General features: G+C 58.8%; 12 protein-coding genes. 4 read left to right on the top strand and 8 right to left on the bottom strand.

Going from position 1 to position 12,632, the window contains the following annotated elements; translation table 11 throughout:
* Window positions 1–261: 261 nt before the first annotated feature.
* Window positions 262–993 (top strand): hypothetical protein, encoded by a 732-nt coding sequence (locus KGA98_RS13380; protein WP_223502524.1) that lies wholly within the window; start codon window positions 262–264, stop codon window positions 991–993.
* A gap of 348 nt (window positions 994–1,341) precedes the next feature.
* On the opposite strand, the gene KGA98_RS13375 is transcribed toward KGA98_RS13380, so the two are convergent.
* Together KGA98_RS13375 and KGA98_RS13370 are read right to left on the bottom strand one after the other, a co-directional pair.
* The gene (locus KGA98_RS13375) at window positions 1,342–2,832 is read right to left on the bottom strand and encodes a DUF1254 domain-containing protein (RefSeq protein ID WP_223502523.1); all 1,491 of its coding nucleotides are present in this window, start codon (window positions 2,830–2,832) and stop codon (window positions 1,342–1,344) included.
* Between the two features lie 110 nt (window positions 2,833–2,942).
* Window positions 2,943–4,010, bottom strand: a complete 1,068-nt coding sequence (locus KGA98_RS13370) for an alpha/beta fold hydrolase (protein WP_090455232.1) — start codon at window positions 4,008–4,010, stop codon at window positions 2,943–2,945.
* Between the two features lie 289 nt (window positions 4,011–4,299).
* Between KGA98_RS13370 and KGA98_RS13365 the strand changes: the two genes are divergently transcribed.
* Complete coding sequence (locus KGA98_RS13365; protein WP_223502522.1) at window positions 4,300–4,809, top strand: cupin domain-containing protein; 510 nt, start codon at window positions 4,300–4,302, stop codon at window positions 4,807–4,809.
* A gap of 503 nt (window positions 4,810–5,312) precedes the next feature.
* Window positions 5,313–5,891: an S-(hydroxymethyl)glutathione synthase gene (gfa, locus tag KGA98_RS13360; RefSeq protein ID WP_223502521.1), complete on the top strand. Its 579-nt coding sequence runs from the start codon at window positions 5,313–5,315 to the stop codon at window positions 5,889–5,891.
* An 83-nt stretch (window positions 5,892–5,974) separates the two neighbouring features.
* On the opposite strand, the gene KGA98_RS13355 is transcribed toward gfa, so the two are convergent.
* The 5 genes from KGA98_RS13355 to KGA98_RS13335 form a co-directional block, all read right to left on the bottom strand.
* Complete coding sequence (locus KGA98_RS13355; protein ID WP_223502520.1) at window positions 5,975–6,742, bottom strand: ABC transporter ATP-binding protein; 768 nt, start codon at window positions 6,740–6,742, stop codon at window positions 5,975–5,977.
* Window positions 6,743–6,772: 30 nt separating this feature from the next.
* Window positions 6,773–7,486 (bottom strand): ABC transporter permease, encoded by a 714-nt coding sequence (locus KGA98_RS13350; protein ID WP_150813157.1) that lies wholly within the window; start codon window positions 7,484–7,486, stop codon window positions 6,773–6,775.
* Window positions 7,483–8,172 carry an ABC transporter permease gene (locus tag KGA98_RS13345; protein ID WP_223502519.1) on the bottom strand — a complete coding sequence of 230 codons (690 nt, stop codon included), beginning with the start codon at window positions 8,170–8,172 and terminating at the stop codon, window positions 7,483–7,485. Before KGA98_RS13345 ends, KGA98_RS13350 begins: the two co-directional genes overlap by 4 nt.
* A gap of 92 nt (window positions 8,173–8,264) precedes the next feature.
* The gene (locus KGA98_RS13340) at window positions 8,265–9,044 is read right to left on the bottom strand and encodes an ABC transporter substrate-binding protein (RefSeq protein ID WP_371319465.1); all 780 of its coding nucleotides are present in this window, start codon (window positions 9,042–9,044) and stop codon (window positions 8,265–8,267) included.
* Between the two features lie 73 nt (window positions 9,045–9,117).
* A complete protein-coding gene (locus KGA98_RS13335; protein ID WP_223502518.1) occupies window positions 9,118–10,287 on the bottom strand; it encodes a M20 aminoacylase family protein in 1,170 nt (389 codons plus the stop codon).
* Window positions 10,288–10,408: 121 nt separating this feature from the next.
* On the opposite strand from KGA98_RS13335, the gene KGA98_RS13330 reads away from it, so the two are divergent.
* Entirely contained in the window at window positions 10,409–11,362 is a 954-nt protein-coding gene (locus KGA98_RS13330; RefSeq protein WP_223502517.1) for a LysR family transcriptional regulator, read from the top strand.
* A 115-nt stretch (window positions 11,363–11,477) separates the two neighbouring features.
* Here KGA98_RS13330 and ctlX read toward each other — a convergent pair whose 3' ends face one another.
* The gene (ctlX, locus tag KGA98_RS13325) at window positions 11,478–12,434 is read right to left on the bottom strand and encodes a citrulline utilization hydrolase CtlX (protein ID WP_223502516.1); all 957 of its coding nucleotides are present in this window, start codon (window positions 12,432–12,434) and stop codon (window positions 11,478–11,480) included.
* Window positions 12,435–12,632: the final 198 nt, after the last annotated feature.

Genomic DNA, 12,632 nt, shown 5'->3' with positions numbered 1-12,632 from the left:
AATGGGTCACCAAAGGGGCAGGGTTATGCCAGGTTCTGCCTTTGCAATGGCCATGACACTGTCCTTACGGGGGGGAGTGAGGTGGTCATGGTTACGTAGATCGGGTCGGGAATATTGAATCGGTGTGCTGTCTTTGATGTCTGGTGCGCAAAGTGGCTAGAACCCCAATTGGGCTGTCCATCGGCACGGCCCTGCAAGCGGCCGGCTATCGATTATTCTGGTAATGAGGCAAGCGCTGCCGGCCGAGGAGGGGACGCAATCATGTCTGCACAGGATCGAGAACTGCTGGACCAGGTGCTTGCCGCCCATGGCGGCCTGGTGCGCTGGAACAGTTTCAATAAGGTCTGCGCCACGATCGTCACCGGCGGCTCGCTCTGGGGCATGAAAGGGTTGACCCAGGACAGCGCGCCACGCCAGATGACCGCGTGGTTGCATGAACAAAGAGCCTCGGTGAAACCCTTCGGCGCACCGGAGCAATTCACGGCCTATACGCCGAACCGAATCGCCATCGAGAATACCGCGGGCAAGGTGATTGCCGAGCGCCATGCGCCCCGGGCATCCTTCAAGGGCCATGGGGAACACACGGCGTGGGACCCGTTGCACCGGGCCTACTTCAACGGCTATGCGATGTGGTCCTACCTGACCATGCCCTTCCTGTTCACCTTGCCGGGCGTAACCTGCGAGGAAATCGAGCCCCTGCAAGAGGGGGCCGAACTCTGGCGGCATTTGCGGGTGCACTTTCCCGACAGCATCGCAACCCACAGTGCCATCCAGGACTTCTATTTCGGCGATGCCTTTCTGCTGCGCCGCCACGATTACAACGTCGATGTGAGCGGCGGCATGCCCGCTGCCCAACTGGTTGGTGACTACGTCGAAGCCGACGGATTGCGAATGCCGGGCAAGCGGCGAGCCTATCGACGCAAGATCGATGGGCAGGTCAACAAGGAGGCGTTGCTGGTGTCGATCGACTTGAGTGAGATCCATTACTCGTAGCAAAAGTCGTGTCTGGCGTAAACCGGCGGAGCGCGAAGCCAGCCATCGTGTCCTGTGGGAGCGAACCTGCTCGCGATGAGGCCGGCACGTCCAACATTGATGCCGGCTGACACTCCACCATCGCGAGCAAGCTCGCTCCCACCTTTGTTTTGTGGTGTGACAAGCATTTGTGGGCGCCACTGAAACCTGTGGGAGCGGGCTTGCTCGCGATGAAGCCGGCACGTCCAGCATTGATACAGGCTGACATTCCGCCATCGCGAGCAGTCTCGCTCCAACAGGGTTTAGGGGGGGTCCATGCCGCCAAAATGAAATGAGCGCCACCCGGGCGCTCATTTTTTCAGATCCTGTTCATTTGGTTTTCACCACCGCCGGTGGGGTCCAGTCACCGTCGAGGACATCGGCTTGCGGCCAGTAGGCGCGGATGTACAGCGAGAATTCGGCACCTTTGGGCGAGGGCAGCCAGTTGCTTTCCTTGTCCTTGCCCGGTGATTCACTTTGCACGTAAATGGTCAGCGAGCCGTCAGGATTGGTTTGCAGGGATTTGTTCTTGGTGCCGATGGAGTAACGCTTGAGCTCGTTCGGCGAGAAGAAGTGCTGTTCGTTGTACAGCGTCAGCGACCAGAACCCCCTGACTGGTGGCAGCTTGCCTTTGGCGAACGTGACGCTGTAGCCGTACCGGCCGTTGAGGCGCAGGCCGTTCTCATCCAGGTCCTGGTAGAAGTATTTGGTCTCTTTCTGCTGGTTCACGAATATGTTCGAACGCGCGACGGCGGTACGGGTGAAATAGTCCGTGCCGAACGCTGCACCGTTGCTCACGGTGCTCCAGTGATTGGGCAATTGCAGACCGTAGTTGCGGAACTGCAACAGCGGGTCGATCACTTCGCTGTCGGCCTTTTTCGCCTCGTCGATCATCGCAGCTCGAAGTTGCGGGTCGGCCTTGGCGATGGCCGCGAGGGCGGCCATTTGCGCGTAGCGGGCTTCTTCCCCCGGCAATGGCTTGGCGTCCTTGAGCAGGGCCGGCAGCTCATCGAAGAACTTCTCCGGCACCACCCACTTGGTTTCGGCATTGCCTTCGGAAGCCTGGGCCGGGAATTTCGGCAGCCTGGCCCAGTTGCGCTTCTTCATCTTGCCGTCGTATTGCGACAGCGGGTACATGTCGATGCCCGACAATGCGGGTTGCACAGCCTGACGATCGGCGGCGGTATCGTCCTGAAATACCCGAGGGATCACGAACCCGGTGTTCGTGCGCGCCCGGTACACCCGCTTGATGCCGGGCGGCACCTTGCCGTTCCAGTCCGGGCCGACCAACAGGTAGAAACCCGGTTGGGTGTTATACATTTTGCCCATTTCGGCGAAGCTGTCCGAACGCAGGTCCACCACCTGATACACCCAGAATCGGCCGTCGAAGTCCGGCACTTGCAGCACCACCGGCTCAATGTCCAGGGCGATGCTGCCGGCGCCGTACACCACGTCCTGGTTCGGACAGGCCACCAGCCGCTCGGCCGGGTCGATGTAGTCGCTGAGCATCGACAGCCGATTGATCGGGGCCACGGGTACGATGCCGCCCATCAAGCCGGGTTCCGGCAAGTTCTTGAAGGCCTGGCGACGATTGAAGATGTTGGCCATCGGCCAGGCCCAGAAATACGCCTCGCGCGCCATCATGCGCACATACGGTTCGGTTACTTTGGTGCCGGCGACAGGGCCTGAGACAGGGCTGGTGACCGGAGCGGCAACAGTGGCTTGCGCTGCGTAACCCGGTGCACTCAACAGGGCTGCGGCTGTGACCGTACTGGCGAAAGTCAAGGCGAGGAGGGCATGGCACCGGGGTAAACGATTCATGAAGCGTCCTTACTTGTCGGCAGTCACCGAATGCAGGTGATTCGCTCTCAAGATAGCTCATCCTTTACCCCAGTGCTGTTCAGCACAGGCGCGAGGGCCTCAGATCGACCTCAAAGATGATCGGCATCAATCACCGCCTTGGCGAACGCCTGCGGATCTTCCTGCGGCAGATTGTGGCCGATGCCACCATTGATCAACCGGAACTCGTATTTGCCGGTGAAGCGCTTGGCATAGTCTTCAGGCGCCGGGTGCGGTGCGCCGTTGGCATCGCCTTCAAGGGTGATGGTCGGCACGCTGATGGACGGCGCCGTGGCCAGTTTCTGCTCCAACGCTTCGTACCGACTTTCGCCCTGGACCAGGCCCAGGCGCCAGCGGTAGTTGAACACAGTGATGTCGACATGGTCGGGGTTGTCCAGCGCCTTGGCACTGCGGTCGAAGGTGGCGTCATCGAACGCCCATTTCGGCGAGGCCAGTTGCCAGATCAGCTTGGCGAAGTCATGGGTGTTCTTCTCGTAACCGGCGCGACCACGGTCAGTGGCGAAGTAGAACTGATACCACCACTGCAATTCCGCCTTGGGCGGCAGCGGGTTCTTACCGGCCGCCTGGTTGCCGATCAGATAACCGCTGACCGAAACCAGCGCCTTGACCCGTTCCGGCCACAGTGCCGAGACAATGCCGGCCGAACGCGCACCCCAGTCGTAGCCACCGAGCACCGCTTGCTTGATCTTCAGGGCATCCATGAAGTCGATGACATCACTGGCCAGTGCAGCCGGTTGGCCATTGCGCAGGGTTTTGTCGGACAGGAAATGCGTATCGCCATAACCCCGGGCATAGGGCATCAGCACCCGATAACCCTTGGCGGCCAGCAACGGCGCAACCTCATCATAGCTATGAATGTCGTACGGCCAGCCGTGCAGCAGGATCACCACCGGCCCATTGGCCGGGCCTGTTTCTGCGTACGCCACGTCCAGCAGCCCGGCGTTGACATGCTTGAGCGGGCCGAAGGGCGAGGGCGCCGCCTGGGTGGTACCGGCAGGGGCCACGGCTGGCTGCGCGGTGGCGGCCGTTTGCGCGTGGGCCGCACCGAGCACGCCGAACAGCGTCAGCGCGAGGATCGAAGGGCCGACCAGGTGGCGGCGAGTCTTGCCGGATTTGCTGTTGCGCAGTGCCATCTTCATGGGATGTCTCCATTACCAGCCGTGGGTCAGGGGTTCCGTCCGAACCCCTTCAAACCTTGCCTGCATTTAAGCGCGGCAACGTATCTGGCCTGTGTCCAATTGCAGGACGGATGAAAGTCTGTGTATCGAGGTGTCACGCCGATACACTGTAATACACAACAGGTCAGACACTGGAGGGGGCAGGATCAGTTATGAAGGCTAACTCGACTAAAGCACTATTTAGTCGAGTTATGTTGGCAAATGCTTCGATTATGCCAATAAAGTTGCGATTTAAAGGCAGGGAGACAAAATGAATCCAAGCACCACGAAAATTGCAGAGCTGATCAAATCCCTGGACCTTGAGCCCCATATCGAAGGTGGTTTCTTTCGCAGAACCTACCAGTCGGACGACCAGGACATGATTCTGACGTCCACTGGCCAACGGCATTGCATGACGTCGATTTTCTATCTGCTGACCCAAGACGCACCAATAGGTCATTTCCATCTGAACCGGTCAGACATCGTTCATTACTATCATCTGGGCGATCCGATTCAGTACACGCTGATTTTTCCGGACGGCACATTGAAAACCATTGTGATGGGTCACGACGTTCTCGCCGGACAATGCTTGCAACTGCATGTGCCCGGTGGCATCTGGAAAGCTTCGCAGGTGATGCTCGGCGCAGCAGGATTCGGCTTGATCAGTGAAGCGGTTACGCCAGGCTTTGATTTCGCAGATATGGAAATGGGTGACCGGCAAAAGCTCGGTCAGCAGTTTCCTGAGCATTGGGCGTTGATCGAAAGGCTGACGCGAGGATGAAGTGGTTCCTTGCTTCAAGATCTGTGTGAGTCTGGGCCAATCTGGCCATATCGTATTACGTGTAATGTATATTATGTTAAATGCTGTATTGAAGCAGATCCCCGCCTCAGTTCTGAGGTCCCCAGCTCTAGCTCTCCGAACCAACTCTTTGAATTCTCGCGAACTGATTTGTAGATTTGCCATCGATGCTTCAGACATTAAGTTTTCGTGCTCACCCTGCGATGTGTCCGAAGCAATATCGACGCTGGATCAGTGGGAATCCACGAGCAATAAGAAACCGCTTGCTACCCGGTTTTCAGGGCGTCTTTGAACTATGATTTTCTCTGGGATACCGGAGGCGACAGCCACTCTTTCTCCCCGTCGTCGCTTGGCCCAGGCGATCTTCGGGTCGATAAATCCAAAGGCGTCGAGGGTCGCACCCAGTTGCCGAAGATGGTCCAGGATGCGATGAGGTGCACGGCCCAAGGCACTTTCGTCTGACACCCTGAAACGGAGAAGCCAACGTGAACACCTTGAAACTTCACCCTGCACTGGACAATGGTCTCCAGCCTGCCGCTGCGAATTTCACAGGAGGCACCCTGCAATGCCTGTGTGCGACCGACAAGGTCGAGGTCAAGATCGACGCACAAACCCTGCATAACCACGCGTGCGGCTGCAGCAAATGCTGGAAACCGCAAAACGCGACATTCGCCGTCATTGCCGTAGTACCTCGGGATAAGGTCAGCGTCACTGCCCACGGTGAAAAACTGGCAATTGTCGACGAAACCGCCACCATTCAGCGGCACGCCTGCAAGCAGTGCCACACCCATCTCTTCGGGCGCATCGAGAACAAAGACCATGCATTTTATGGTCTGGACTTCGTCCACACCGAGCTCTCTCCCCAAAGTGGATGGGCTGCGCCGAGCTTCGCGGCGTTCGTGTCGTCCATCATCGAAACCGGCACACCGCCAGCGCAAATGAAGGCCATCCGTGAGCGCCTGCGCTCGATCGGCCTGGAGCCCTATGACTGCCTGTCCCCGGACTTGATGGACGCACTGGCGACTCATGTCGCCAAACAGAAAGGCCTGCTCCCCGCCGCCTGATTGATCGGCCGCCGCGGTTTCTTCATCGGACCGCGGCCCCGACATCCCAAAAAAACCACTTCTCGCACACTGGGCGCGACAGGTTACTTCAGACTACCCGACAAAAACTGTTTCAACCGCTCGCTACGGGGCTGTTCCAGCACAGCGCTCGGCGCCCCCTGCTCCTCCATCCGGCCCTGATGCAGGAACATGACGTGGTTCGACACCTGCCTGGCAAACGCCATTTCATGGGTGACCACCACCATTGTCCGGCCCTCTTCGGCAAGCTGCTGCATGACTTTGAGCACTTCACCCACCAGTTCGGGATCCAGCGCGGAGGTCGGCTCATCGAACAGCATCACCTGGGGCTCCATGGCCAGTGCGCGGGCGATAGCAACGCGCTGCTGCTGGCCGCCGGAAAGATGGACCGGATACTGGCTTTCAATCTTGGCTGGCAGACCTACTTTGGCGAGGTAATGACGCGCACGCTCCAGGGCTTCCCGTCGACCGATGCCCAGCACGCTCATCGGGCACTCAATGAGGTTTTCCAGCACCGTCATGTGGCTCCACAGATTGAAGTGCTGAAACACCATCGATAGCTGGCTGCGCACAACCTGCAACTGCCGGGGATCGACCGCACACAAGTCGCCACTTTTGTTCTTGCGGGTCAGTAGCTCCTGCGAATTGATGATGATCCGCCCCGCCGACGGTTGTTCCAGATGGTTGATACAGCGCAGGAAGGTACTTTTCCCGGACCCGGAGGAGCCGATGATGCTGATCACATCACCCGCTCTGGCCTTGAGCGAAACACCCTTGAGCACTTCGTGGCTGCCGTAGTTTTTATGGACATCTTCAACGATCAATTTATACATGCGTGCAAGTCCGATGATTCAGGGTGTGGTTCAGTGCGTGCGAGGGTTAAGGTAGGCCAGCCAACGCAGTTCGCCGCGCCGAAACAGCCAGATCAGGAAAAACGCGCTGGCGGCATACAGCACCCCGGCAATGCCGAATGCGCTGAACGAGGCGTAGGTCGCCGAGTTGACGTCGCGGGCAATTTTCAATAAATCGGGCACCGTGGCGGTAAACGCCACCGAGGTGGAGTGCAACATCAGAATCACTTCATTGCTGAAAAACGGCAGTGCCCGGCGCAACGCCGACGGCAAGACAATTCGGCGATAGAGCGTGAACCGACTCATTCCATAGGCGCGGGCAGCCTCGATTTCGCCGTAGGGCGTCGCCCTGATCGAGCCGGCAAAAATCTCGGTCATGTAGGCACAGGTATTGAGGCCGAACGCAAGCACCGTGCAGTTGAAGCCGTCGCGGAAAAATGCATTGAGAAAGTCCTGTGACCGAACCACGTGCAGGCTGTACACCCCGGTGTAGAAGAACAGCAGCTGGATGTACAACGGGGTACCGCGAAACACATAGGTGTAACACCAGACCGGTAAACGGAGCAGCGGATTGCGGCTGACGCGGGCAATCGACAACGGCACCGCGAGCAGGAAACCGATCACCACCGATAGAATCAACAGCCACAAGGTCACTGCCAACCCGGAAAAATGCGGTCCATCACTCCACAGGTAGGCCTGCCAGTAGTCTTCGAAAATGCTGGTCATGGCGCAACCTTCCTGACACCCACCGAATAACGGTGTTCAAGCCACAGCAACACCCCGTTTGACACCGTGGTGATAGCCAGGTAGATCAGGCCGCCCACCAGCGTGAAATAAAAGAACTGCATCGAACCCTTGCCCGCATCCTGGGTGGCCTTGACCACATCGGTCAGGCCGATAATCGAGACCAGCGCCGTGGACTTGATCAACACCTGCCAGTTATTGCCAATACCCGGCAACGCATGTCGCAGCATTTGCGGGAACAACACCTTGCGAAAGGTTTTCCCCCGACTCATGCCGTAGGCCCGTGCCGCTTCGAGCTGGCCAGCCGGAACGGCCTGGAAGGCACCGCGAAACGTCTCGGTAAAGTACGCCCCGTAAATGAAGGACAAGGTCACGACACCGGCCAGAAACGGGTCGATGTCGATCTGACTGACCCCCAGCCAATCGGTCATTCGGTTGAGCAGCATCTGCAGACTGAAGAACAGCAGCAACATGATCACAAGGTCCGGCATGCTGCGGATCACCGTGGTGTAACCCGTGGCCAGAGCCCGCAGTAAACGGTTGGAGGACAATTTGGAACTGGCGCCAAGCAGGCCCGCCAGGACCGCGATCAACAATGACCACAGCGCCAGTTTGATTGTGGCCAGAGTGCCCAGCAGGATTTGCGGGCCAAAGCCTTCCAGAAGCATTTCACTCTCCTTGTTCTTATTAGGTTGAGGTGAAGGGGTGGCTCAAGCAGAGCGGTCTGGTCGACCACCCTGCCCAACCTTGTGAGGGGGCGTTATTTCGCGCCGTAGACGTCGAAATCGAAGTACTTTTTGTTGATTCGCGCGTAAGTGCCGTTGGCCAGAATGGTCGCCAGTGCCTTGTTCAAGTCTTCGCGCAACTCGACATCGCTCTTGCGCAAGCCGATGCCATCACCGACGCCGAAAAAGTGCGGGTCATCCAGGGTCGCGCCGGCAAACTCAAAATCCTTGCCCGGCGCAGTGCCCAGGAAGCCGTAACTGGCTTGAATAGCACCCTGCAGGGAGGCATCAAGTCGGCCCACCACCAGGTCGGCGTACACCTGGTCCTGATTCTGATAGGACAACACCTCCACTCCTTTCTTCCCCCAGACGGCTTTGGCATACGCTTCCTGGGTCGAGCCCTGCTCCACACCAATGCGTTTGCCCTTGAGCGATTCAAAGGTCGGCAACAGGCCCGACCCGCGCTTGACCACCAGCCGTGCCGGCGCATTGGAGACCTTGTCGGTAAACGCAATCTGCTCGAGACGCTTGGGCGTCACGGTCATCGACGACGCCACTGCGTCGAACTTGCGCGCCAGCAGCGCCGGGATCATCCCGTCCCAGCTGCTTTCTACCCAGACACAACGGGCTTTCAGTTCTGCGCACAGTGCTTCGGCGATGTCGACCCCGAAGCCAGTCAGGGTGCCGTCCTGATTTTTGTATTCCAGCGGCGGGTACGTAGGGTCGACCCCCAGTCTCAAGACTTTGCCAGACCAGTCGGCCGCGCCGACCAGGCTGGATGCCGTCAAGCAAACCAGTGAAACAGCAGCAATCATCTTGTTCATTGTTATTTTCCTCTTCAGACCGCAGACGTTCTTTGTACAGACTGACGCTCGGCAATACGGCGTCTCAACTCAGAAAACGTTCGACCAGCTTGACCCAGTAACTCGCCCCGATCGGCAGGCAGGCATCATTGAAGTCATAGCCAGGGTTGTGCAGCAGGCACCCGCTCTCCCCGTCGCCGTTGCCGATCACCAGATAGCTGCCGGGGCATTTCTCCAGGATGAAGGCGAAGTCTTCACTGGCAGTAAAGGGCCGCAGGTTATCGATCAGTTGCCCTTCCCCCAGCCACTCCCGTGCGACCTCCCGGGCAAACGCGGTGGACTCGGGATGGTTGATCAACACGGGATGACAATGCTGATAATCGATTTCGGCCCGGGCACCGAAACTGGCGGCCTGACCGTTGACTAACTCGGTGATTCTGACTTCGAGCAACTGGCGAATCTCGGGGGTCAATGCGCGCACGCTCAGGCTCATCTGTGCGCTGGACGGGATGACATTCGAGGCACTTCCGGCATGAATGGAACCCACCGTGATGATCGCCACGTCCTGCGGGTTGACGTTGCGCGAGACGATGCTTTGCAATGCGATCACGATCGACGAGCAAACCACCACCGGATCGACGGCTTTGTGCGGCACCGCGCCATGGCCGCCGTTACCGATGATGTTGATCGTCACGGTGTCGGCAGACGCCATGAACGGTCCGCTGTAAAAACCCAGGTGTCCGGCGGGGTACCCCGGCACGTTATGCATGGCGAAGATCGCGTCACAGGGGAACCGTTCGAGCAGGCCTTCTTCCAGCATTTTCCTGGCGCCGCCCAGCCCTTCTTCGGCCGGTTGGAAAATCAGTTGCAAAGTACCCTTGAACGCCCGGGTCTGCGCCAGGTGCCTGGCGGCCGTCAACAGGGTGGCCGTATGACCGTCATGGCCGCAAGCATGCATGACGCCGTCGATCCGGCTGGCGTAGGGTAAACCGGTGGTCTCCTGAATCGGCAGTGCGTCCATGTCGGCGCGCAGACCGATGGACCGGCCCTCACCATTTTTCAAGGTGCCGACGACGCCGGTCTTGCCGACACCGGTGCTGACCTGGAAACCCCACTGAATCAAACATGCGGCCACCCGCTCGCTGGTAGCGAACTCTTCAAAACCCAGTTCGGGATGTGCGTGAAGGCTGTGACGCAACGCGATCATTTCATCCTGCATCGCTGCAATACCAGGCAAGACATGGCCGGCGTTCATTATTGTATTCCCTCGAAAAGACCTGAGCGGTCGCTGAGCTGGATCTTAGGGAACGGAGTCTGGGCTGGGGAGGCCCAGTTTGGTTATGATGACAACCACAAGTTGTCACTAGGGTGAGCAGATGAAACTGCATCAATTACAAGCACTGATTGCCAGCGCTGAAACCGGCAGTATCCGGGCGGCGGCGCGTTCACTGGAGATTTCCCAGGCGGCCGTGACCAAAGCGCTGCGCGAATTGGAAACCGCTCAGCAGTTACCGCTGTTCACCCGAACGCCCAGCGGTCTGAACTTCACCGAATACGGAAAAGTATTGCTGACTCACGCCCGCCTCGTGATCAAGCAACTCGAACATGCGCAAACCGAACTCGATCACATGCGTGGCAAGGCTCAGGGGCGGCTCTGTGTAGGGATCACGCCCTGGATAGCCCTGACCTTCCTGCCCGAAGTGGTCCTGGCCTTTCGTGAGCGCATGCCGCAAATCCGCCTGGAGTTGTTCGAAAGCCTGATGGCCGTGGCCCAGCCGCTATTGCGCGACGGCAGCATGGATTTTGCGATCGGCCAGCTTCACCCTGCGCAATCAACCCAGGAGTTCGCCTGCGAAACGCTGCTCGATTACCAGACCTCGGTGTTGGTGCGCCAGGGCCATGCCCGGCAGAGCGCTCGATCGATCCATGAACTGCTGGAGGAAAACTGGACGCTGAACTACGCACCCGACGGACACGACGGGCTGATGCAGGAGCTGTTCTGGCAACATGGCGCACAAATCAATGAAAACCGTATCGTTCGCGCCCACTCACTGGCGATCCTGCAGATGATGGTCGAGCAGGCCGACATGTGCACCTGGGGGCCGTCCATCGTCAGTATTGCCCCACCCTTCCTCGGCCGAGTGGTGTCCCTGGACCTGGCCGAGCAGTTCGAGCCCAGACATCTGGGCATCGTGACACGCCGCAATGGAGCGCTGAGCAACCCTGCGCTGTGCTTCACCGATTGCCTGTTGCAGGTGATTCGGCGCCATGCACGTTCGGCGAAGAAGGAAGATCGGCAATTGTTTGAAACGCTGCGGTTATTGGTTTGATTAGCGCCTCGGCTGCGAAATCGCAGCCGGCGGCAGCTGCATTCGCCGTGCTCATCTCGACAAATGAGATGAATGCGGACATACAGGGGCTGCCGCCAGTTGTGATCTTTTTCGGTCAGCGATCCAAGCCGCCGATGGTTGCAAGGCAAGCGCTGCCACCCTGCCTGGGCAGGAACACCTCGGCCAGCATGCAGCGCGCGCTGCCGCCACCGATGCGCTCGATGGTGTCGATGTTCACCGGCAACGGCGTGGTGTGAGCTTCGATCAAGCGACGCTGATTGGCGTCCAGTGATTGCCAGGCTGTGCGCGACATCACCAGCAGTGGCTCGCCCGCTGCGCTGTGCACTTCCAGCATGTTGCCGGCAAAGGACTCCAACTGCGCCCAGTTCAAGGCGATGACCTGTTTGCCGCTGGTTTCGAGCCGTTCACGCAGCGCCGCACGTTCGCCCGAATGGGGCAAGGACGCCAGGCAAGCCACCGCCAGGCGGGTGCCGACACTCATCATCACATTGGTGTGATAAATCGCCACGCCCTGGCGATCCACCGCGTTGAACGCACAGAGTTCATAGCCCAAATGGGTGACCAACTGATCCAGGGCCTGGGCGTGGGTGCGTGTGGAATACCCGGCGTAGCAAATCCGCTGTTGCCGATCCAGGACCATGCTGCCGGTGCCCTCCAGGAAAACCTCCTGCTCTTCGAGGCTGGACAGGTCTAGCAACTGCTCGACCCGGTATTCGCCCAGCAGCCCGTCGAGTACACCTTTGTCCCGCTCCAGTCGCCGGTTGTGGCCCTGCATCGGATACAGCACCAGGGTGCCATCCGGGTGGCTGCTCCACCAGTTGTTGGGGAAGATCGAGTCCGGGGTATGGGGCGCTTCTCGATCGTTATGCACCAGGACTTCAACGCCGTGCCGACGCAACGCGGCAACATAGCCATCGAACTCGGCAAGGGCCTTGAGTTGAACGTCTTCAGCAATGGTTGCCGGACGCTGGAAGCGGTTGTTCGCCGCCGTGTCCTGATTGAAGGAGAAACGTGTCGGGCGAATCATTAAAACCGTATTGGTGGTTTGCATGGGCACAGACTCAATGAGGGTCGAGAGAGGCTCATTGTCTGTTTCGAGGTGGGAAAAACCCGGTTGATAACGGCTTTTGCGCTGATGAAAACGGCTGAAGATTCTGACCCCTTCAGCCGATTCGGTGAACAACACAAAGCAAATGTGGGAGCGGGCTTGCTCGCGAAGGCGCAGGGTCATCCAACATCAATGTCGACT

Origin of the sequence: Pseudomonas sp. BF-R-24, from assembly GCF_019947335.1 — a bacterium.
Classification (GTDB): domain Bacteria; phylum Pseudomonadota; class Gammaproteobacteria; order Pseudomonadales; family Pseudomonadaceae; genus Aquipseudomonas; species Aquipseudomonas jessenii.
Note: the sequence above shows the minus strand (reverse complement) of the source record. Positions and strands in the feature narration are given on the sequence as shown.

Bases quoted from the DNA above. Each gene is read 5' to 3' on its own strand.
- KGA98_RS13380 (WP_223502524.1), top strand. From the start codon at position 262: ATGTCTGCACAGGATCGAGAACTGCTGGACCAGGTGCTTGCCGCCCAT.
- KGA98_RS13375 (WP_223502523.1), bottom strand. From the start codon at position 2,832: ATGAATCGTTTACCCCGGTGCCATGCCCTCCTCGCCTTGACTTTCGCC.
- KGA98_RS13370 (WP_090455232.1), bottom strand. From the start codon at position 4,010: ATGAAGATGGCACTGCGCAACAGCAAATCCGGCAAGACTCGCCGCCAC.
- KGA98_RS13365 (WP_223502522.1), top strand. From the start codon at position 4,300: ATGAATCCAAGCACCACGAAAATTGCAGAGCTGATCAAATCCCTGGAC.
- KGA98_RS13355 (WP_223502520.1), bottom strand. From the start codon at position 6,742: ATGTATAAATTGATCGTTGAAGATGTCCATAAAAACTACGGCAGCCAC.
- KGA98_RS13350 (WP_150813157.1), bottom strand. From the start codon at position 7,486: ATGACCAGCATTTTCGAAGACTACTGGCAGGCCTACCTGTGGAGTGAT.
- KGA98_RS13345 (WP_223502519.1), bottom strand. From the start codon at position 8,172: ATGCTTCTGGAAGGCTTTGGCCCGCAAATCCTGCTGGGCACTCTGGCC.
- KGA98_RS13340 (WP_371319465.1), bottom strand. From the start codon at position 9,044: ATGATTGCTGCTGTTTCACTGGTTTGCTTGACGGCATCCAGCCTGGTC.
- KGA98_RS13335 (WP_223502518.1), bottom strand. From the start codon at position 10,287: ATGAACGCCGGCCATGTCTTGCCTGGTATTGCAGCGATGCAGGATGAA.
- KGA98_RS13330 (WP_223502517.1), top strand. From the start codon at position 10,409: ATGAAACTGCATCAATTACAAGCACTGATTGCCAGCGCTGAAACCGGC.
- ctlX (WP_223502516.1), bottom strand. From the start codon at position 12,434: ATGCAAACCACCAATACGGTTTTAATGATTCGCCCGACACGTTTCTCC.